Origin of the sequence: Streptomyces misionensis (assembly GCF_007896895.1) — a bacterium.
Classification (GTDB): domain Bacteria; phylum Actinomycetota; class Actinomycetes; order Streptomycetales; family Streptomycetaceae; genus Streptomyces; species Streptomyces misionensis_A.
The window spans coordinates 30,613-31,122 of the sequence record NZ_VOGW01000111.1; the positions used below are offsets into that span (position 1 = coordinate 30,613).

1 protein-coding gene is annotated in these 510 nt (G+C 73.3%); it reads right to left on the reverse strand.

The window, feature by feature from the left end; translation table 11 throughout:
• Nucleotides 1–510: DUF58 domain-containing protein (locus tag FRZ03_RS19655; protein WP_186785507.1), on the reverse strand; the 510-nt coding region annotated here is incomplete at both ends.

Consider the following 510-nt stretch of genomic DNA (forward strand, 5'->3'; position numbering starts at 1 on the left):
CACGGCGACTTCGGAACGTCGGGCGGTCGCGCGCCAGTCGATGGACCGGGTGTCGTCACCCGGAACGTACCTGCGCAGACTGTCGAACTCGGTGCCCTCGCCCCTGCCGAGCGCGCTGGTCCGCCCGTCCAGCTCGCGCAGGCGGGCTGTCTTCGCAGCGAGCAGGCGGCGGCTGTGGAACGGCGGCAGGACGCGGAGGCTGCCCGGGACGGGGTGCGTCGCCTGGCGGGAGACGAGTCCCAGGGGTCCGTACGAGCGGACGGTGACGCTGTGTGCGACGGCTTCGCCCCTGCGCGTGGGGCGGAGTTGGGTATGGAGCTCGCGGGTTCCGCCGGCGGGCACCTCGACGCGGGGCCGGGCGGCGTGGGTGGTCCCCGGCACGGCGTTGCTGGGGGGCCAGGGGTCGCGGAGCAGTGCCCGCAGGGGCCGTGACGAGGTGTTGGTGAGCTGGAGGCTGGTCTCCGCCATCTCGCCCTGTCGAACGTGTGTGTCACCAGATCGGGTGAAACG